Source organism: Leptospira kanakyensis (assembly GCF_004769235.1).
In the GTDB taxonomy this organism is placed as follows: domain Bacteria; phylum Spirochaetota; class Leptospiria; order Leptospirales; family Leptospiraceae; genus Leptospira_A; species Leptospira_A kanakyensis.
Map to the genome: position 1 here is coordinate 202,007 of NZ_RQFG01000005.1, position 20,601 is coordinate 222,607.

16 protein-coding genes and 2 rRNA genes are annotated in these 20,601 nt (G+C 37.5%); 4 read left to right on the plus strand and 14 right to left on the minus strand.

Features of this window, described 5'->3' with window-relative positions:
* Positions 1-4 precede the first annotated feature (4 nt).
* The 6 genes from EHQ16_RS01520 to EHQ16_RS01545 form a co-directional block, all read right to left on the minus strand.
* Positions 5-3,040: an LIC_11026 family protein gene (locus EHQ16_RS01520; protein ID WP_135636996.1), complete on the minus strand. Its 3,036-nt coding sequence runs from the start codon at positions 3,038-3,040 to the stop codon at positions 5-7.
* Between the two features lie 21 nt (positions 3,041-3,061).
* Entirely contained in the window at positions 3,062-3,403 is a 342-nt protein-coding gene (locus EHQ16_RS01525) for an STAS domain-containing protein (RefSeq protein WP_002989181.1), read from the minus strand.
* 63 nt (positions 3,404-3,466) lie between these two features.
* Positions 3,467-4,285 carry an RNA polymerase subunit sigma-70 gene (locus tag EHQ16_RS01530; RefSeq protein ID WP_135636994.1) on the minus strand — a complete coding sequence of 273 codons (819 nt, stop codon included), beginning with the start codon at positions 4,283-4,285 and terminating at the stop codon, positions 3,467-3,469.
* A gap of 94 nt (positions 4,286-4,379) precedes the next feature.
* Positions 4,380-5,756, minus strand: a complete 1,377-nt coding sequence (locus tag EHQ16_RS01535) for a Na+/H+ antiporter NhaC family protein (protein WP_208742219.1) — start codon at positions 5,754-5,756, stop codon at positions 4,380-4,382.
* Between the two features lie 3 nt (positions 5,757-5,759).
* Positions 5,760-7,007, minus strand: coding sequence for an Nramp family divalent metal transporter (locus EHQ16_RS01540; RefSeq protein ID WP_135636992.1), 1,248 nt, complete (start codon positions 7,005-7,007; stop codon positions 5,760-5,762).
* A 50-nt stretch (positions 7,008-7,057) separates the two neighbouring features.
* A complete protein-coding gene (locus tag EHQ16_RS01545) occupies positions 7,058-9,016 on the minus strand; it encodes a PAS domain-containing hybrid sensor histidine kinase/response regulator (protein ID WP_135636990.1) in 1,959 nt (652 codons plus the stop codon).
* Positions 9,017-9,391: 375 nt separating this feature from the next.
* On the opposite strand from EHQ16_RS01545, the gene EHQ16_RS01550 reads away from it, so the two are divergent.
* Entirely contained in the window at positions 9,392-9,748 is a 357-nt protein-coding gene (locus EHQ16_RS01550) for a YnfA family protein (RefSeq protein ID WP_135636989.1), read from the plus strand.
* A gap of 469 nt (positions 9,749-10,217) precedes the next feature.
* Here EHQ16_RS01550 and rrf (EHQ16_RS01555) read toward each other — a convergent pair.
* The 5 genes from rrf (EHQ16_RS01555) to EHQ16_RS01575 all read right to left on the minus strand — a co-directional run bounded on the left by rrf (EHQ16_RS01555) (position 10,218) and on the right by EHQ16_RS01575 (position 15,439).
* Positions 10,218-10,334: ribosomal RNA gene (gene rrf, locus EHQ16_RS01555) — 5S ribosomal RNA — on the minus strand.
* 56 nt (positions 10,335-10,390) lie between these two features.
* Positions 10,391-11,338: a hypothetical protein gene (locus EHQ16_RS01560; protein ID WP_135633332.1), complete on the minus strand. Its 948-nt coding sequence runs from the start codon at positions 11,336-11,338 to the stop codon at positions 10,391-10,393.
* Positions 11,339-11,486: 148 nt separating this feature from the next.
* Positions 11,487-12,524 carry a hypothetical protein gene (locus EHQ16_RS01565; protein ID WP_208742220.1) on the minus strand — a complete coding sequence of 346 codons (1,038 nt, stop codon included), beginning with the start codon at positions 12,522-12,524 and terminating at the stop codon, positions 11,487-11,489.
* A gap of 147 nt (positions 12,525-12,671) precedes the next feature.
* Complete coding sequence (locus tag EHQ16_RS01570) at positions 12,672-13,856, minus strand: FAD-binding oxidoreductase (RefSeq protein ID WP_135633333.1); 1,185 nt, start codon at positions 13,854-13,856, stop codon at positions 12,672-12,674.
* A gap of 62 nt (positions 13,857-13,918) precedes the next feature.
* Positions 13,919-15,439 (minus strand): phytoene desaturase family protein, encoded by a 1,521-nt coding sequence (locus tag EHQ16_RS01575; RefSeq protein ID WP_135633335.1) that lies wholly within the window; start codon positions 15,437-15,439, stop codon positions 13,919-13,921.
* A 189-nt stretch (positions 15,440-15,628) separates the two neighbouring features.
* Between EHQ16_RS01575 and EHQ16_RS01580 the strand changes: the two genes are divergently transcribed.
* On the plus strand, positions 15,629-16,258 hold the full coding sequence (locus EHQ16_RS01580; protein WP_135633337.1) for a TetR/AcrR family transcriptional regulator: 630 nt from the start codon (positions 15,629-15,631) through the stop codon (positions 16,256-16,258).
* Between the two features lie 66 nt (positions 16,259-16,324).
* Here the strand turns inward: EHQ16_RS01580 and EHQ16_RS01585 are convergent, their stop codons facing one another.
* Complete coding sequence (locus tag EHQ16_RS01585) at positions 16,325-17,893, minus strand: hypothetical protein (protein ID WP_135633339.1); 1,569 nt, start codon at positions 17,891-17,893, stop codon at positions 16,325-16,327.
* A gap of 246 nt (positions 17,894-18,139) precedes the next feature.
* On the opposite strand from EHQ16_RS01585, the gene EHQ16_RS01590 reads away from it, so the two are divergent.
* Positions 18,140-18,619, plus strand: coding sequence for a VOC family protein (locus EHQ16_RS01590; RefSeq protein WP_135638810.1), 480 nt, complete (start codon positions 18,140-18,142; stop codon positions 18,617-18,619).
* Between the two features lie 52 nt (positions 18,620-18,671).
* On the opposite strand, the gene EHQ16_RS01595 is transcribed toward EHQ16_RS01590, so the two are convergent.
* Entirely contained in the window at positions 18,672-19,310 is a 639-nt protein-coding gene (locus EHQ16_RS01595; protein ID WP_244241874.1) for a hypothetical protein, read from the minus strand.
* A gap of 618 nt (positions 19,311-19,928) precedes the next feature.
* Positions 19,929-20,045: ribosomal RNA gene (gene rrf / locus EHQ16_RS01600) — 5S ribosomal RNA — on the minus strand.
* 91 nt (positions 20,046-20,136) lie between these two features.
* On the opposite strand from rrf (EHQ16_RS01600), the gene EHQ16_RS01605 reads away from it, so the two are divergent.
* Entirely contained in the window at positions 20,137-20,601 is a 465-nt protein-coding gene (locus EHQ16_RS01605; RefSeq protein WP_135636987.1) for a GyrI-like domain-containing protein, read from the plus strand.

A 20,601-nucleotide genomic window follows, 5' to 3' on the forward strand; every position in this document is an offset into this window, starting at 1 on the left:
TACCTCACTCTTGGTATGTTTGGATTTCGCTCTGTGCTCGTTTCAAAAAATTTGCAAGTGGCATTCTTTGTTGAGAAATTTTACCATCTTCAAGATTGATTAACAGAGATAACAAAGAGCGGTTAAAATACACATCTGCATAAACAAGTCCCTTAGAAAGGGATACATCGATTTTATTAATCGAATAACTATCTGTAATACGATCGATGAGAAAGTTTTGTGGAGAAATAACGTTTAACGCACTTTTCCCAAAATCGCGGCCGATCTGAAAGATAGAAAAGAACAAATCCAAATTGGCAACAGGTTCACTTAAATCTCTAACAGAAATATTAAGATCTGCTTTCAATTTTCCATCGTCAATTTTGTCCCGAACCTTTGGAGCCATAAGTTGTTTCAAATCAATATCTCGGATGAGAAAATTACCGCGAAACTCCATTGATTTTGGATCTAAATTTCCCAAATTAAAAACTAAGTTTTTTCCTAAAACCAACCCATCCAATGAATAAGAACGTAAGGATTCAATATTAGCATAATTCTCTTTATACTCGATAAATGCAGTTAGGCCTGGTGTATCTTTTTGTTTTTTAACATATTCAAAAGGTAAATTAGGGATACTTGGATGAGTTCCGAGCACCTGCCCAATTGTTAGGTTAGGAGGATGATTACGTCCGTAATTTTTTATGAATATAGACTTATCACCGACAATCAAACTATCTTCATGACTGCGGGCTAAATTGTGTTGGATCGGAATTTTTGCTATTACCTCTTCTAAAAGGTAAGCTTGGCACTGTTCCCCAGGACATTTTTGATTGTTATACGATATCAAAGGAACCTTGGAATGAAACTCACCACCAATGTCATAGTCCCGAATCTTTAAGTTTAGACCCAGGTCACCTTGAAAACTGAGACCTTTTGCTAAGTATTGTTTGGTGGCCGAAGTGAGACCAAATTCTAAATCTAAGTTACCAAAATAAGGGCCGAGTGGTGGTTTTGGTTTTCCCGTTTTTGCCAACTTACCATTGGTCGACAAATGGAATATCCCCCCGAAAGCATTCATCTTCAAAGTTCGAATTATGATTTCATCTGTATTGGCACCAGATAAAGATAAATCGGCTGATAATTTTAGGTCTTTGATTTCCAATCCTGGAAGTTCTGCACCCAAGTCTGCTTTGAATTGTTTGGAACTACCAGATGTTAGATACTTAGCATTCAATTTCAACTTGGGTTGATTGCCTAAAAGATTCTGGATGGGTGAAATCTTTTCTTTTAGAACCAAGGGTAATACAAGGAGAAGGTTTGGAGTGTAAACATTCAAACCTAATGGTTGCAAGTTGGCAGATAGATTGGCACCTGGTCGTAAATCACCCTTTAAGTCCAACTCCAATGCTTTATTCCCTGTCATAGTTTTTTGATCTAACTTCAAATTAGAAATTTTGATTTCGGAAAGACCAAAGGGACGATCAAAGAATAAAACAGAATCTAAAGAAAGCCCAAGTAGTGAGGATGGAGACCTAGACCTATCCAATTGATAACGGAATCCATCAATTTTCGCATTAGAGTGAATACTTAAAGATGCAAAAGTTTCCCCTATAACTTCCAGATTCATCTGCAACTTTCCACCAAGTCCAGAAACATAGTCACCTAACTGGAACTTGTCTACGTTTACATGAAAGTCCAATCCCTTGGTTTCTAAATATTCCCCTTGAAAGGCCAAAGAAGCACCATTATATTCCAAATGTGATGGTGTAACCTTTAAAGATTTAAGATAAGGAATTGGTTTTTCTGCTGTTAGTATTTTTGTATCACTGAGACTTATTTCAGAAGAAAGATCAATGAGTGCCGAAGGAATGGAATGTGCTTTTGATTTTCCCATCTTCAAATACAACTGCGAAGCTTTTACTTTTAATTTGGCCTCTGCATTTTCAAAGTTCCCATGAATGCCAGTTCCTTCTAATGATAAGTCTCCAGACAACTTCATTTCAGGAACAATCCCTTGGAGTTGGTCTAGTGATCTTTGGAGTGAAGTCAGCTGCATCTCTGACTTTTCAACCACGATGTTTACTTTAGGTTTCTCACTAGAAAGTTCAAGAATGGAACCAGTCAAATTCAACCAAGACTGCCCGAGGACTCTTAAATCAAATTGGTTGATGCCAATTTTGTCCAACTTGTTGTCATAGTGGATGTCAGATAACAGGCGTAAGCCCAATTGAACTGGCTTCCCTTTTACCTCCAAAAGGATATCATCTTTACCTATGTCAGTGGTAAAAAGAAACATCTCGGGAGATACGGTTCTATCCCATTCAAATCGTAACGACATAGGAATGGTTTGTTGCAAACGTAAGTCTTTGGAATCTAAATCCAAAGGGATGGGACGAGCTGAATTGAGTGAAAGTAGGACATGATCTATTTGGTTTACCGCTGATAAATCCAGAGGGATGGATGTAAACCGGTTGGTTTCCAATTCCGTTTCCAAAGATAAGTCTTGGATGGAAAAAGAATGAAGTGACCCAGTGTCTCTTTTTAATTGGAAATCTACAGAATTGAAATGTATGTATGCACTCGCCTGTAACGGCAGATATGTGTTGATTTCCGTGAGTGGTGGTTTTTCTTCCGGGATAGGTTCTGGTTCTTTGGGTTGCGAGGAAGGTTTGGTCAGGGCAACAAAGTTCCACTTCCCTAAACTTTCTTCAATTTGGATTTTTGCACCCGTAAGTCCAATCTCTGAAATTTTGATTTTTCCTAAAAGGAGAAGAGGGAGGTTGTAACGAAGTCGAATCTGCTCTGCTTCTGCGAGCGGGGTTTTGTCAAAAGGAGCCCCTGGGTAAATTCGAAAGTCATTGATTTCGATCCCAAAAAAAAGAGAAAAAGTTCCAAAACTCCCCTCCATCCTTCCCGCCGTAAAATGAGAAACTAATTTAGGAACAATTAAGTCAGCGGTGAAGGCATTAAAAACAGATTTATAGAGGAGAAAAAGGACAAGAAGTCCACGAAAGGTTTTTGTTTTGGCGATCCCTAAACTTACCTTCAGGATTGGATTCATTTTTAGAATCGCCTCGTGCGATTAATATTCGAAGGAGTCTTCAGCCTCTTCCAGAGTTTTATAAATCTCGAAAACGCTGGAAAGCTTTGTGATTTCCATGAGGTTCTCGATATCGGAATTTAAGTTCGCAAATACAAGTCTACCATTCAGGCCATCAATATGTTTGTAGATATTGAGAAACGTTCCTAAACCAGCTGAGTTGATGAAGGGAACCTTTTTCAAATCAATGATGAATTTAGGGACTTGGCCTTTTTTGATGTACTGTTCAATCTTTTCAGATAGCTCGAACTCATTTCCGGCTTTGATGGCACCTTCAATTTTAATGATGTGCACGTCGTTTTTACTAGTAACTTTGATTTTCATAACCCTTCGGAAGGTGGTGTTGCCATTAACATCCTTCGATTTTGCTGAATGTAAAGCAAATTTTTATGCATAGTGCAATAAATCTTTGCCGACCTTACGAAGTTCATGTTTTCCCTGTGACAAATGATTGCGAACGGCCTTTCTGGAAATGCCTAATGCTTTCGCGATTTCACGTTCCGAAAAAAAACTTCGATCGATGGCCCGAGACCTGCGAGAAATCCAGAGTTTCTTTTGTTTGAGATACCACTTCCTACGATTCGGATCCGTTGTCTCGTATAACTTTCTAGTATATCTAGTAATCATACCGGAAAGCCGGGATAAAAGTTGGCGTTGGCGAAATCGTTTTTCTTCCCATTCCCGATAGAAGTCGTCAATATCTTGACCTGTTTCGCGTAACTTCCAGAGAAGGAGTTGCTTTAGGTTTTGTTTCATCGGTAGGTCAAACTGTAAGGACAAAACTAGTGCAGTGACTGTTGGTAATTTTTCTAATTCTGATTTGAGCGGACTGGTTTCTTCCAAAAGTTCTTTTGGGATCTCCTCGTTTGCAGGTGAATCATAGTTCCATAATTGTAAATAGAGTTCTCCTGATTCTGGAATTTGTCCGTGACGGAAACGATTTCTATATTGATTGAAGGCATAGGTTACAAAAAATCCAAGAACATTTGTTATATGGTAACTTAAACTAAGGATCCACATCTTAGGAAAAACTTCTAAAATGACTAGAACCATCTCGGAACTCTCATCATCAGTGATTTTTCTTTTTTTAGCCAACCGATCCACCATCCAAATGGGTAACATTTCTTTCAAACTGTTCGGATCGTTACTATTTCTAGCTTCTTGAATGAGAGGGAGAATTTTTTCATCTAGTATTTTTGGTAACATGGATGGAATGTATAAATCATCCAGAAACAAAAGATACTGTAATATTTGTTATAGTTAGAATCGTTTTTCTTATATGTGAACCGGCTCTGTTTAACTATGAACTTTTAGATTTATTTTTTGCAACAAGCAAGAGTGATACGGCTAACAAAACATGAATTAGATTAAAGAAAACAAACGGAAAAAAAGAGAACACCGAAACACCAAGGGAAGTAGACATAAACGCCCCACAACTATTCCAAGGAATGAGAGGGGATGTGATGGTTCCAGAATCTTCTAAAGAACGTGAGATGTCTTTTTCAGGGATTCCTTTTTCTTCCGCAAGGCTTCTAAAAGCACGTGCAGGGATCACCAAGGATAAATACTGGTCTGCTGTGACCAAATTCAAAAGAAAAGAAGTTCCCATAGTAGAAAGTAAAATATCCCACTGGTCTTTTGCCCAAATTTTAATTTGAATCAAAATTTCGTTTAAATACCCATATCCTTCTACAACAGCGCCAAACCAAACAGCGGCGAGGATCAAAATTTCTGTGGGCAAAATGGCAACAACTCCACCACCACTTAAAAACCGATCAAAAACTTCGTTTCCTGAATGAGACTCAAATCCATATACCAAGGTTTTTACAATTTCCCAGGGAAATCCAAATTCATTTAGGTTCAATACAATGGAAGAAACTATCCCAAGTAACAAAGAAATGCGAATGTGCATTCGAAAAAGGGAAGAACCAAAAACAAGAACTACAGGAATGAGTTTGGCCCAAGAAACACCAGACAAAGAGATATCACCAAAGGATTCGGACTGTAAGGTAATATTTGTTGTTTGCGTAGAATCCCAAACACAAAGGTTTAAAAAATAAAATCCTATAATCGCAAGCCCAAAACTGATACATGTTGTTTTTAACATATGCCGGATATGTTTCCAAATGGGAACATGGGTCAAACTAGATGCAAGGTTCGTTGTATCAGAAAGTGGAGAAAGTTTATCACCAAAATAACATCCACTCACAATGGCACCGGCGGCCATGGTTTGTGGAAATGAAATTACCTCTGCCACACCCATAAGAGCGACACCTAACGTACCTGCAGTGGTCCAAGAAGAACCAGAAACCATTGCTGCGATAGCAGACACAATGGCAAGCGAAGGCAAAAAATAGTCTGGTTGTAAAAATAAAATTCCAATTTGGATCATAGTGGAGAGAACTCCAGAATAAGCCCAAGAGGCAATGAGCATCCCTACAAAAAAAAGAATCTCCATGGCAGGAAGAACCGAAACAAAATTTTTACGAAAAGAAGACTTTAGAAATACAAACTTTCTATTTCTTCTTTGTAAAAAAGAAATCACTCCAGAAACAAACAAAGCCATTGGATGCGGGTAAGTGACTACCCAAACAAATCTAAAAAAAAGAATCGTAAGGATTAGATACAAAAGTGGAGAAAGAGAGAAAAATATGGAGTGTGATTTTTCTCTCTCCATATTTTAGAAAAAGGTAATATTGATATAATAGATAGAAAATCCAAAAAGGAACAAAATACCAAACCAAGAAAGTAAATTCATCCAAGGTTTTGGTCTTTGGTCTCTCGGAATTTCTTTTCCAAATAAAATCAAATGATGGATGAGAGCAAGTACAGGTGCATTCAAAAACGACACTGTAGTCGCAAAATCCACCAGGCTTTTCATATTCGTCCTAAAAAATAATAAAATCAAAATGGATCCCACTCCCACAAGAATGATCCAGTACCAATATAGTTTTTCAGTAGGAATTTTTTCTAGTGGTTTGAACAACCGGCGACTTGCATTGGATACCACGCGAGGGTAGGCATCAAAACAAGTAAGTGTGGTTGAAAACATAGTAAAAAATGCTGCAATGAGAATGATGGGATATGACCAGGAGCCAATGGCAGAAGTATAAAGCCTAACAAGTTCAGAGGCGAAACTAACTGCCTGAGAAGAGAACTCGGCACCGGTGTTGTACATCATATTGGCACCTAAAGCCAAAAAACAAACAGCAAGCAAAGTAGTTCCAATATAACCGATGTTAAAGTCAATCATCGCATACTTCATGGGAGGAAGTTTCCCATCTGGAGTTTTTTTAGCGAGTGTCCAATCCGATTGCCATACAGCAGCTTCGATCGGAATGGGCATCCAACCCATAAGAGCAATGAGAAAAGCAACATCCCCTAAATCTCCAATGGAAAAGGTTTTTCCAGCAGTTTCTAATTTGGGAATCCCTGCATAAAAGGAGAGAACCATGGCTACTATTGTAGATACAGTAAGTAAAACCACGATCCATTTCATCAGTCCATCAAGGGCTGCAAACTTACCGATAGCAAGTAAGAGGAAACAAAAAATTAAAATGATCGCACAAAGTAACCATGGTTCCATGGAAATGCCAAGGAGATTGGAAAATAACCCAGAAGTGACAAGTGTTACCGTAGCAACAATGATACACATGGTTCCAACCGAAATGAAGAAAAATATCCAAATGGGCAATCGGCCCAGCGCCTCATAACCATCTAACAGAGATTTACCGGTAATGATTGTATACTTAGTGCCCACAACAAAAAAAGGATATTTGATCAAATTGGCAAAAAGTACAACAAAGAGTAAACCGTATCCGTAAACGGCCCCAGCCCGAGTCGATTGTACAAGATGGGAAACACCAACGGCCGCTCCGGCATAAAGAAGGCCAGGACCAAGATAAGCTAAAAAAGGAAATCGTCTCATTTTGGACAAAATGGCCGGTTGGATAAGTTTTTGCTACTCTATTCGAAAGATTAATGGTTCAAATAATGAAATAGAATTTGATTGAGAGCTAAAATATCGATCGGTTTGGTCAAAAACTGATCCATCCCTACTTCAAAACATTTTTTACGTTCCTCATATAAAGCACCTGCGGTAAGGGCAATGATGGGAACTGAAATCCCTCTAGGTTGTTTCCGAATTTCAGTGGCCGCTTCCAACCCATCCATATTGGGCATCTGAACATCCATAAATACTAAATCGGGAGTGGATTCATGAAAAAAACGAACCGCTTCCAATCCATCCACGGCTTCTTTGATCTTAGAGTTTGGTATGTATTTTTGAATCATCCTCTTTAGGAGGTTGCGATTCATTTCATTGTCTTCCACTAACAAAATATTTGGTGAAATGTGACTTAAAGTCGATTGGTCAAAATGGTTTACCAATTCCTTTTGGTAATCGTTTGAATCTTGGGAAAGTTGGCTTGTTGATTGATCGGCAGAATTACATTCAATGACAAATCGGAATTCGGTTCCAACCCCAGATTCAGAATGAACTTCAATTTGACCTCCCATCAAATCTAACAAAGATTTTGTGATCCTAAGACCAAGTCCAGTCCCACCATAACGACGTTTGGAATTGGACTCCCCTTGCCAAAACGATTGGAAAAGATGTGATTTATGTTCCTCCGGGATTCCAATTCCCGTATCGGTAATGCTAAATTCTAATTTTGTTTTTTGATCGGAAGCAGGTGTTGCGATTACCTTAAGTACGACTCCACCTTCTTCTGTGAATTTTACTGCATTTCCTAGTAAGTTGATTAAAATTTGTCGGAGTCTTGTCGCATCTATATAAATAATTTCAGGAACATTTGAATCTGCTTCGAGTCGCAAGTAGATTCCTTTTTCGATAGCCTTCCATTTTAAAACACCTAAGGAATCACTGATGATTTGTTTTAAATTAGATGTGGCTTCGTTGAGCACGAGTTTTCCGGCCTCAATTTTGGAAATATCTAATACATCATTGATGATACCGAGAAGGCCGTGAGCACTACTAATTGCGTTTCTAACATATTCCTTTTGATCAGGATCTAAGTTTGTAGTGAGTAATAATTCGTTAAAACCAATGACTCCATTGAGAGGAGTTCTGATTTCATGACTCATATTGGCGACAAATTCTGATTTTGCTTCGTTGGCTCTCTCTGCATCTTTTTTAGCATTGAGTAAATGAAACTCTGCATTTTTCCTATCAGTGATATTGTTTAAATGAACCACAAAATAAGATGGATTCCCATTACGATCTTTCACAAGGGTATTTGAAATTTCTACCCAAACGATATTTTTATCTTTTGAAAAAAATCTTTTTTCATAAATAACACTTTCTTTGGCACCACCTAAAGCAGCATCACGAAAAGAATCAAATAGCGGTTTGTCTTCTTCATAGGAAAACTCATTAGATTTTTTACCAATGAGTTCGGCCTCACTATAACCTAACATGGATTCTAGTTTTTTATTTACCTTAATGAATTTTCCATTTAAATCTAAAAAACAAACTCCGATCCCGGCATTATCAAAACTCATTTTAAAACGTTCTTCACTATCTTCTAGTTCTTCTTGCGTTTTGTTTTCGTCGGTAATGTCTCGGTTGATGGCGATCACACCAATGGTTTGGCCAGATTTATCTTTGAGAAAACTCGCAGCAGATCGGATTTTTAGTTTTTTAGATCCTTTATCGTATTGGAATATTTCGCCCTGCCATATTCCTTTTGTTTGTAATTCGGAAATACGACTCTCTCTTGTAGTGTCATTTTGTTCTGTTTTTAAAATTTGGAGAGTGGATTTACCGATAACTTCCTCGGCAGTAAATCCGTAAATTCTTTCCGCAGCCAAATTCCAACTGGTGATCCGAAATTCCAAATCCGTAACAATGACCGCATCGTAGAGGTATTGCAGGATGAGAGAAGAGTAAACTTCACTAGGAATCAGGTTTTCCATCTGGCTTCAATGACAGAGTCATTTCGAAAAAACTGCAAGCGATAACTGGGGCAAATATAAATTCAAAACCATCTATTTTTGAATCTGAATTTCCTTTTCAGGACAACCCTTTAGGAATTCTACCCATAATTTGAAAGCTCATCGATGGTTTCAAAACGATGTTAGGTGAAAATGTTCAAATTTTACCTTAGATCCTAATTTACCAGAACAATCGACAGAACAGGATCGTGACTTCTTTCTGATTAGCTAAATCAAAAGAAAGATGATACTAACTTATAGAAATACAAAACCATTCCAAGGGGTTATAAAAACTGAATTAATGAAAATAGAAACAACTTGCATACTAATTTGAAGTTTTATTATTAAAAAACCATTATGTTTAAATTCCTAAATTCCGATTTTTTTTCCGTATACATAAACCCTACCCTAGTCTTCTTTTTGGCTGGACTTTGCGAAATTGGAGGTGGTTATCTCATTTGGCTTTGGATTCGCGAAAACAAATCAATATTTATTGGAATTCTCGGATTCATAATTTTAGGTTTTTACGGTGTAGTCGCAACATACCAACCAACAAATTTTGCTCGAACTTATGCAACATATGGTGGGATCTTTATCGTGATGTCGTTAGCGTGGGCATGGAAATTTGACCAGTTCGTTCCCAATCGCTTCGACATTATCGGAGCAAGCATTGCCTTGATCGGTGTAATGATTATATTCTTCGCACCACGATAAAGTTCTGTTTTTCTCTATAGATTGGTTACTATCGGTAGATTGATTTTTCGTAAACGAATGGTTTTATTTATTATTTTAAAAATAGGAAAAGTTTAACCCGGCAAAGCTGCGCAGTGACCCATAGGGAGCGAGCAGGCGACATTCGCGGAGCAAACTTTGTTTGCCTAGCGAATAGTCGCGGACGGCAGCCGGCAAAAACCGCGCGTCCAAAAATAAAAAAAGCGCTCACTTTCATGAACGCCTTAATCAACAATAATGACTAACAAAGGCAATGTCCTACTTCCGCCCCCACTCGCTTTTCCGCTCCGCGGGCGAGCGTCCGAGCCTTGCTCCCTATGGGTCGCAAGTCTGTCATTTCGCGAACGACTGGTTACTAGCGGTACTATTAGGTTCGTTCAATGGATTTTTTTTTCTACATAAAAAAAGCCAACCTCTCGGTTGGCCTTTTTTTATTGAGTTATTAGTGCTAACCCGGCAATGTCCTACTCTCCCATTGAGCGAACCCAATAGTACCATCGGCGATGAGAAGCTTGACTTCCGTGTTCGGAATGGGAACGGGTATTACCTTCTCTCCATAATCACCAGGAGTATTTACCATTACTTCCAGGTGCACGGGTTTTGCAAGTACATTTAAAAGAAAATTTACAGATTTAAATCGTATGTGACTCCAAATTTTAAACCGGAAACGAGGATATTGTGTTCCGCAGTTGCGGTAACAAATTCCATCAATGTTCCTACTCGATCGAGGCCGTTATCGCTGACACTAATCGCGATTGGACTTCTAGACTTTGCTGTCATACGTTCACTTTCAAAAGTAGCAAATAAACGAAGTTTTGGTACAACTACGATACTAGCCCCAAAACTAAATTTTTCGGAATAGAAGGTATAACCGCCGTTAGCATAATTTAACATAGCGCCACCATTATAAATTCTAAACTGTTCTGAATTATATGTTCCAGAAGAATTGAATAGGAAGGGTCCGAAAAGAAGTAAGTCAGCAAATAGAGTGGCACGATCGTTTAAGTCAAATTCAAATCCTACACCAATCAAACCAGAGGTTCCTGTTGTTGTTTTTGTATCTTGTCCATAATAACTTGGTGCACCTAATCCCAGATAAGTTCCGTCTAGAGACTGGCTCATACTTCGAATTACGTATTTAGGTAAAATTCGAAAATTGGAAACAGGAGTGAGTGTGATTCCAAGATTGATATCAGAATATAACAAACGATAGTCTGCTTCTTTGATTCCTAAACCACTGGCATAATAAGAATTCCACTCATAACCACGACCAAATCTGTTTAGATGTAATCCTAAAAATACATTACTTAAAACACCGGCATTTAGAGAATGGAAGTAATCAAAACCTAAATCGTTGATGAGTGACATCCCACGATTGTTTTGCCAATCTTGGTTGTATTCCAAACCAACAATGTCGCTATAAAAATTTCTCTTTTCTAAGTCAGGACGAAGGCCACCAAAAAACAAAGCACCCTTAAATCGAACTGTATTCCCTTCTACTTTACCTTGTGCATAAACAGATCCGGTAAATAAAGATATGACCACCAGAAAAAAAACGAGATTCCGTTTCATTATTTGTATTACCTCTACCAGTCAATAACAACTGACAGAGGACTGACTCAAGAAAAATTTAACTAGTAATGTTCTTTTTTAAAGTGAATCTATATCCAAATCCCTGAAAAATATTATGGGATTCACATGAACAAACATATGTCGAAACTTAGAATTCTAAGGGCATATATAAAGCAAAATGGAATGTTCTTAATTCATAAGTGTATCCATTTTCTTTCACGATGGGGCCACCGAAGGATACTCTCCCTCGCATACCAAGAAAAGGCGGTGACTCCAAATACATCATAAAGGCAAACTTTGCTACAGAATTGACACCCACTTGGTTTCTCATAAGACTACTAACAGCGAGAGCTTCTACCGCATTAAATCTCCCACTCATATAGGCTGTAGCAGCCGTCAAATCAGGACGAAGTAATCCTTGGCTTGCTAAATAATACCCTACTAATTCTAAATTATTTCCTGTTGAAAGATTTGCGATTAGATAAGTAAGAGTGGGATCTGTTTCCGGATTGATATTTCCTGAAACAAATTGGTATCCACGTAAATTGTTTAAAAAAGCATCCCGACTGGATCCTGAATATGCGATTAACATATTGGAAGCTGGATCCTTAAAATCGACATTTCCTCTTAACTTAACATGAGCAGGGCCAAAACCGAAACCAAAACGAAATGTGTCAGGGTTTCCAAGATAAAATATAGGAACTAACATGGAATAGGTTCCTTCGATACTAGTATCGACATCTTCCGTTACCTTTGTACGATTTGGTTTTAAAGAATTATTGTTAGAACCTGAAGATCCAGACTCAGACTCTGAAGAAGCAACCTCAGGAGTTTGATTTTTTGAAAATACCTTAGGTATCGATTGTCGATTTAAATAAAAACTTGAATTATGTAAAAGTAAATTCATTCCAAAATATTTTGTGAACTGAATTTCAGGGGATTTAACATCTAATAACCAAGAAACACGACCAGGATCATCCTGAACCATCTGTGCGTCCCGATTCCTACCTTGGATGGACAAGGATACACTTTCTAAGGTCACACCAGGATTGATGGAAATATACTTGTAAGGGCCTTTCTTTGAATCAGCGTTAGAATCTGTGTCACTAGACCCTTCCTTTGTTTCCTGTGCAGACAACGAACCCAGCGAAAACAAAAATAGAAAAAAAATAAAATAACGTATCACGAAATACTTCTATACTAATTAAGATTTTCGTCAGGTTGTGATCATTCGCACTTTGATAAAAGATTTTTTTATTCTCTTTTATCAAAGTCGGTGAAAAACGAAAACAAAATTCTGGATCAATCAACGCTCCAATTTTTCTGTCTTAGTTTATAATTGGATTTCGACATCCGTGATCGGGAAGGCCACACAGGAATGGATCCAGCCAAATTTTTTATCAGACTTTCTAATTTTGGCTTCTGGGGGACTGAATACTTCTCCTGATTTTAGTTTCACACGACATAAACTACATTCGCCGGAGCGACATGCGTTCTCAGTAAAATATCCATTTCGTTCCAAACTATTCAGAAGAGGTTCCCCTACTTTTACTTTGAAAGGCTTTTGGTTTCCAACTTTGACATTCACTTCCTTTGTAGGCAGGAGTGAATTCGGCCAACCATCCATTTTTTCCGGCTTTGGTGGTGGCCCATTACTTTCGATTAAAATACGTCCAGATTTGACACCTAGTTCGGATAGAAGTTTAGCACAATGTTCGTTGAAAGGAGTGGGTCCACAAACATAATACATCTTAGATGATGGTTCAGATAGTAAAGTTTGCAATGTGGAAAAATCCAATCGACCACGATAACCTTTGTATTCAGAACTTACCTCACGAGAAAGGAACTCGGTCAAAATAAAGTTTTTATGAGCCGCTGCTAAGTTTCGAAGTTCATCAATAAAAATCACATCGTTCTCATAACTATTAGAATAAATGATATGGAAACGAAACAGTTCTTTTGATGCCAAAAACGATTTCAACATACTTATGGCAGGAGCAATTCCTGATCCGCCAGCAAGAAACACCAAATCCAAACCATGAAATAGGGGATTGTGATGAAAGGAACCCATAGGTCCCGTGGATTCAAATTCTTGTCCGACCTTTACATCATCTAACAAATAGGGACTCACAAATCCACCTTCTGCGCGTTTGATGGTTAACTCATAAGATTTTAAATCTTTTGGTGAGGAAGAAATCGAGTAAGGTCTCGCTGTCAAAACTCCTTGAAGAGAAACAAATAAATTGATATACTGCCCCGCTTGAAAGGGAGGTAAATTTCTAGCATCTACTGAAACCATTTCTAAGGTTTTTGTAGATGGTGTATCAATTCGAATATTTTCAACACGCAATCGAATTCGTTTTGGGTGGAGGCTACGAATCGTTTCGCGAACCAAACCTTTCCCTTCTATAAAATTAGAACCATTTTTTTCTAGTTCTTCTTTTTTTAAAACTGCTTCCTGGAAGCCAACAACAGAGTTTAAAATATTTGTTTCTAATTTTTGATTATTGTCTAACATATCTTGTTTCCTATAAATCAGAGATTCATTGTTCTATACTAATGAATAAATTACCACATAACCTAAACAGTAGATTTGGTTTTACGACGTAGTTGTTTCATAATTTTCCGTGCGGTAAAATATCCATTCAAATAAGTTGGTTGGAACCCACCCATACTTGTCCAACTACTGGAAGAATAAAGTCCATCAATGGCGTCTATTGATTCTCGCATAAGGGAACCATCTTGTAACGTCTGTTTGAATCCATAAATGGCACCTCCGGGAGTGTTTAAATAACGCATCATCGTCATCGGTGTGGCAACTTCGGCCTTTTCAATGTGTTTTCTGATTTTAGGATAAGCACGTTCAACGAGATCTATTAATTTATCACCAAACTCATATTTTGTGGATATATATTTTTCTGGGGGGACATTTTTCCAGGCCTCTCCGTATTGTAATGCAACAAGTGTGACAACCGCCTTTCCTTTAGGAGCTAACTCTTCATCAATGAAATTATAACAAGTCACCATCCCCCAATCGGGAGCATCCAAAGTGTACATACGATCTTCTGTGACTTCAGCATTTGAAGTTGTCATTACGAAGGTTGAGGCCGTAGTGAATCCTAACTCTTCAGGAGAACAATCCAAACCTAAATAAAGACAAACAGCGGAAACACCCATCCGTCTTGACTTAAAATCTTTAAGGATTGAAGGAGGAGGTGTTTCTAGATCTAACATCTCATGGTAAGTGATAAGAGGACTTGCATTCGATACAACTGCTTCACAAGTTACAGTTTCTCCTGTTTCGAGAAGAACCCCACGTACGGCACCATTTTCAGTGAGAATTTTTTCTGCCGCACAATGAAATCTTACTTCTCCACCTGCTTCCTCGAAAGAGGAAAGAAGAGAACTTGAAAGCATTTGAGACCCACCTTTGATATGCCAAGGTTTATACACACAGTAAAAATATAACATGCCGATAAATTCTGAAAATACCAAATCTGTTGTGGGGATACCAACATAACTCCAATAAGGTGTAATTACATTAATTAAATCCTCATTAGAAAAAAACTCATTCAAAACATCAGTGGTAGAACGAAGGCCGTAAGCTGAAAAATTCGGACATTTGGTTCTAATTTTTTCTTCATCATTGGACAACCTAACTCGCGGCAAAACAAAATAATACTCGTTGACTACGGCTTCGCTAAGTTTAAAGAACCGTTCAATGGATTCTCCTTCTTCGGGAAACAAACTTTTAAGATGATTCTGCAATTCAATCCAATCGGCCGGTAAAGTGACATCCAACTTTCCTGGAATGATAATCCGATAGAGTTCTTGTTCTTGTACAAGTTCGATTTTATCTAAAACACCAAGTTCTTCAAAAACACTGCGCATAATGAATGGATTGGATTCTGTTCCGACACCACTGAGTTGGTGGAGGGCGACTTCAAATTCAAAATCACCTCGGACAAAAGAAGTAGCACAACCTCCAGGGACATTATGCCTCTCGAGCAACAAGGTTTTTGAACCCTCACGTTGCAAACGAGTGGCTGCCATCAAACCAGCGTTACCGGCACCAATTACGACTGTGTCATAGTGAGACATTTTATTTTTCCCCCAAGGTAATCCTTCTGAGAGATACCCAATCTTTACAGTGTAAAGATTGCAATGATTTTTCGCCTCCCTTTTGAAAAAAAAATTAGTTTTTGAGAGAAAAAAGTTCTCTACCGCAATCTCTTTGAAAGGCTTCGAAAAGGCTTTACCTGTTTTGCTTCGAGGCCTATTCGGTTGTTAATGGCCGGAAAGAAACAAAAAGAAAACAAACCACAAACCCCCTATCACCATGGGGATCTCCGTCCTGCACTCATCGCGGCTGCCCGTGGACTATTACAGAACCAAGGCACTGATGCCCTTTCACTGCGCTCCATAGCTTCAGCAATCGGTGTCACACATATGGCTCCTTATGCTCATTTTAAGGGGAAACAGGAATTACTTCAGGCTGTTGCCGCCTCTGGTTATGATGAATTGGCAACCAACATGTTAAAGGTACAAAAGATCCAGCCGAAAGCCCGAGGCCGAATTTTGGCCTACAACTACGGCGTGGAATACATCCAGTTTGCAATTGCAAATCCAAACTTATACCGTTTGATGATGAACCAAATTGATTTAGAAAAAAAAATAAGTTTGGAAAGCCCAGATCGTGAAATATGGGTAAGTTCACAGCGTCCGTTTCGTTTGCTTTACGCTGCCTTTGCCAACGAACGTGTGAGTAAAAATTTAGCCCATGCAAGAGCCCTTGGTGCTTGGGCCACTGTACATGGCATTGCCTCTCTCGCTATTGAAGGACATTTAGTCCTTCCAGAGGGAATGGATGTCATTCAATTGTTCAAAACAACTGTTAGTTCGTCGGTGGAGTTGGGGTGAGAGGGTTACAATCATAAAAGGTATTTGCTCAGCCTTATTTTCCAACAATTAAAAACTATTTTTGCATCATTCCTTTTTAAGAAGTATTTTTCTCGCTTTACATGTGTATAATGATACTTCTTCAAAAGAAATATTCTCGTTTAATTTGTAGTTACTTTCTATGAACTTTCTGAATTCACTGTCATCACGATAGATTGTATTTTTTTCGTAATACTCAGTCAATATGATAATATTTACCTTTCGTTCTTTTATGAATTCTTGAAAGTTCTTATTTTTTTCATAAGAATAAACATTCTCACAATTCTTTTTCCCCAAATATACACAGAAACTTCCGTCGGGACTAAGAATATTGTTTTCATTGAGATTCAAATATTTGATTGTTTCAACCAAACGAAGGACACTACATTCCTTTTCAAGACCAGAGATAGTCATCTTCTTTTGATTTTTAAAGTACAAACTAATTAGCATCATGAAGATGATAAATCCAAATGTTAATAAGTATATTTTATATTGCCGAATCTTCTTTCTAACAAATGAAACCTTTAAAAAATGCATTCCCCTTTTGGCACTAAACAGTAAAACAACAAGGATTTGAAGTATATAATGATCTCGCGGATAATAGAGAATAGATCCGACAATAGAAAAACCAAAAAGTACCCATAAGAAAACGGAATCCAAAAACAAACTCAATCGTCGTCGCCGAATACTAACGGCAAGTCGATACATTTCCGCCAAAAAAATCATCACTAGAACTATTAATACAAAGACTATTGGGAGATTAATATTTTTTGCAATTACCTCTAACAACAAACCTATATTCAGGAAGGCATGTTCCAGAAAAGCAGGTATATTTCCAAATAAGACTTTCGACAAAGTCCCCGAATGACCAAAATCCTGCAGAAGTAAACCATCACAAGTTGTCCAAGGATCATCAAAATACAAACCCCTTTGAAATTTTGAAAAAGCATAATGCTGGCAAAAAGCAATATACGCTCTTTCTTGAGAAGATGGATTTCTTAAAATTGCAATGCAGAAACCGATTAGGTAGATGGAAGTTGGTAAAATAAGTCTTTTCTTGTTTTTTTTCAAAAAATAAAGAAACACAAAAATGATACTTAATATAAAAAACGAAAAGAACTCAACCCTTGCATAAGCCAAAACAAACGAAACAAATATAAACGCAGTGAAATTTCTTTGATAATACGTATAAATTGCTAAGATAATTAATATTGATGAAAAAATTGTAATGAAAGGCATTGCCGAAACAATTAATTGACTTACTATTACCAAAGATAAGAAAGAAGTATGAATCAATAATTCCCGAGAACTCTTTGCAATAGAAATTAATATAAAACACAAACCAAACACTAACAATAAATAATTGGAAAAATATCTCTCAACAGGATTTTTCCAAATTTTGGACAATATCTTATAATAAAAAGAATAAGATGCCGCATCTTGAAATCCAGATAAAGTGTCCCCACTCTCTAAGTAAAAAGTCTCATCGTATAAATAAACATCTCTTGAAGGATTATTGTTTAATATGCTAGGAAGAATCACCAACAATAAGATAAATAATAAAAACTTCTTTTTCCATAAATTGGGATTAATTATATCCGAAAACTGATACTTCATATTTCCTCAGTATTTAAATCAGGTTTATTCTTGGGAACAAAAACTAGTCAAAGTGTCAATTTAGGTCGATTACTTTCTACTTAAAAAAGAAGTTATATAAATTAATTGAGATCATCGATAAAATCTTTTTTGTTACCAAGAAAAAACCACTTTTTGTTTAGTAAACAATTCCTCAAGAGATCTCTTTTAAACCATAACTATGACAAATCAACTTGATCTATTTTAAGTTCATTCCAAAAGAAGGTCATGGGCAAAAGTAAACTATTAGAAATGCACAATGTCGGAATTGTCGTTGAATCACTAGATCAGGTAATTTCATTTTTCGAAGAAGTTGGTCTTAGTTTAGAAGGAAGAATGGTCGTCGCGGGGGAATGGGCAGGAAAGGTCACAGGACTTGGACACCAAAAAGTGGAGATTGCGATGATGGTGACTCCCGACGGACATACCCGGCTAGAGCTCTCGCAATTCCTGTCTCCTAAAACAATCTCCGACCACAGAACTGCCCCCGTTAACTCTCTTGGTTACCTCCGCATTATGTTCAGAGTGGACAATCTTGAAGAATTGTTATCTCGCCTAACAAAATTTGGCGCAGAACTCGTCGGAGAAGTGGTTCAATTTGGAAATGTCTACCGACTCTGTTATATCCGTGGAGTGGAAGGACTTCTTATCGGACTCGCCGAACAAATTGGCACCCAAACAGCGACTGATATTTTAGAAAACAAATGAGAAAGATTGTTATCATTTCACAAGAATTATCCTTTTTTATAAAAGTATAATTCTATTTTGCCGAAAATTCCATTTCTTCATTTGTATAGTATATGAATTTATGATCAAAATCATAAGTAAAATTAATGAGTAGATTTCTAGGCGTAGTTATTTCGAAATAATTTGATTTCTTTTGGGCGTTTGTATTAAAGGAAACTATGTTTCTGATACACATATAGAAATCATTTCCTGTTTTTAATAAATTTTCTTTCTTAGGATGAACATCATTAATATAATAAGGCCTATGTCTTTTGATATAATTATCTCGTTTAAAATAAGAATATGGATAAAAGTATGAGACTATCGATTGTGAATTATCGCCATTAAGTTTAAATTTATAGTTTTCTATATCAGTCATAATATTTATATTTTTATCCTTATCAAAACAAATCTCATACAATAAGTTTATATCATTTTGATTGAATTGATTTATATAAATCATATCATTTTTATTAAAAGTTGCATTATTAGGATCTTTGACGATTTCCTTCAAATTTTCAAATTCGAGAAAGTAGGCTGATTGATCATAATAGGACGATCCATAAAATGCCGCTTCTTGAAATCTTATGCCCGTTGTTTTGTTCAGTTTGAAATTTGAGTTTAAGCCAGGAGATATAATAGTTAAAGCACAGTTTAACAAAGGTAAAATCATAAAAATTACTATTAATAGATTCATTAATAAGTTCTAAAAATGGCTCATACCATTTGCCATTCCTACGACCGTGTAAAAAATCATTAGCCTTACTTAATCCTCCTAAAAACTTCCTATTTTTCAAATGAAAAATCCTGGCAGGCTTCGGCTTCTTACGAAGCCTCACTCATTTCACGAACGATCCGTTACTCAGAGTAGAATTATTTTTATTAGAAACTGAAGGTAGATAAAAGAGAAAAAGTTTAACCCGGCAAAGCTGCGCAGTGACCCATAGGGAGCGAGCAGGCGACATTCGCGGAGCAAACTTTGTTTGCCTAGCGAATAGTCGCGGACGGCAGCCGGCAAAAACCGCGCGTCCAAAAATAAAAAAAGCGTTCACTTTCGTGAACGCCATAATAAACAATAATGACTAACAAAGGCAATGTCCTACTTCCCCCCCACTCGCTTTTCCGCTCCGCGGGCGAGCGTCCGAGCCTTGCTCCCTATGGGTCGCAAGTCTGTCATTTCGCGAACGACTGGTTACTAGCGGTACTATTGGGTTCGTTCAATGGATTTTTTTTTCTACATAAAAAAAGCCAACCTCTCGGTTGGCCTTTTTTTATTGAGTTATTAGTGCTAACCCGGCAATGTCCTACTCTCCCATTGAGCGAACCCAATAGTACCATCGGCGATGAGAAGCTTGACTTCCGTGTTCGGAATGGGAACGGGTATTACCTTCTCTCCATAATCACCAGGAGTATTTACCATATGTACGGGAACCTCCGGTTTGTCAAACCATTCTATAAGAAAAGGTTGCGTTTTTTTCACAAACTGAAACTTTTTCTTTATGCCTGAAGTGACGGAACCATTGGTAAAAACAGCTAGTTTCTCGGTAATGGGGCTTCGTATCCGGACTTCCAATGCCCCTGGAGAGGCTGACATTCACATTCCAAAAGTCTACTCTAGGTTTTACAAGGAAGACTTTCCGAAACAAATGGAGTTGTTACGAAAGTTCGATCCACTCTTCGCGGTATATTTTAATTATGCCTCAGATGAAACAGGGGCTTATGATTTTTTGTTAGGTTATGCAGTGGATTCAAAAACAAAACTACTTCCCGGTATGGAGATGGTTCATGTGGGAACACAAAACGGTCGTTATTTTCATATCCAACCAGGGGCTCCCGAAGAAGTAGTTCCTAAATTTTGGGCAGAGATTTGGAACCATCCAGAAATTCCTAAAATTAGAACTTACCAAATGGATTGGGAAGAATACTCAGAAGCAGGGATTCGAGTATTCTTATCTACGAAATAA